The sequence below is a fragment of the Alcanivorax sp. HI0083 genome, assembly GCF_001635175.1.
On sequence record NZ_LWFX01001543.1, the window covers coordinates 1 to 582 of the forward strand.

Annotated in this window: 1 pseudogene; it reads left to right on the forward strand. The window is 61.2% G+C overall.

From position 1 onward, the window contains the following. Positions 1–49: 49 nt before the first annotated feature. Positions 50–582: pseudogene (locus tag A3754_RS23170) on the forward strand (hypothetical protein); the annotation flags it as partial.

Below are 582 nucleotides of genomic sequence, written 5' to 3' on the forward strand. Positions count from 1 at the left end.
ACAAACAACAACAACGGCGCCTGTCATGGGCACCATAAAGGGGTTAGCAATGTTTTCACTCAGCCAGGCTCCCGCCTTTGTCTCTTACCGGCTTCCACTGGCATTACTGCTCAGCGCCAGCCTGCTTGGCGCCTGTGGCGGCGGAGGCAGCAGCAACGCCCCGGCCGTTGCCGGTGACGCCCCCACCACCCCGGAAACGCCCAGGGAGCCGGAAACCCCGGACCCGACACCAGAGCCAGAGCCGCAGCCCGAGCCCCTCAACCGCTACCAGTTCGCCAATGGCTGCTACACCCTGCAAAGCCAACAACAGTTTCTGGTCAGCAATGACGGCAACTATGGGCTGAGCAACAATGCCAGCAACGCTACCCCCTTCTACATGAAGCCCACCGACCTGGGCCGCTACCTGCTGCTTTCCGATTATCAACGTGATCCCGGCAGTGCCGGCAGCAAACAGTTGCTCGGCATCAGCGATCCAGCCGGAGAGTTTCTTGACCAGAGCGGCAACTTTGTCGGAGAGCTGAGCTATCTGGTATCCGGACTGGGCGATACCCTCAATCTGGTGCTGGACCCGGTTGCCCCCCT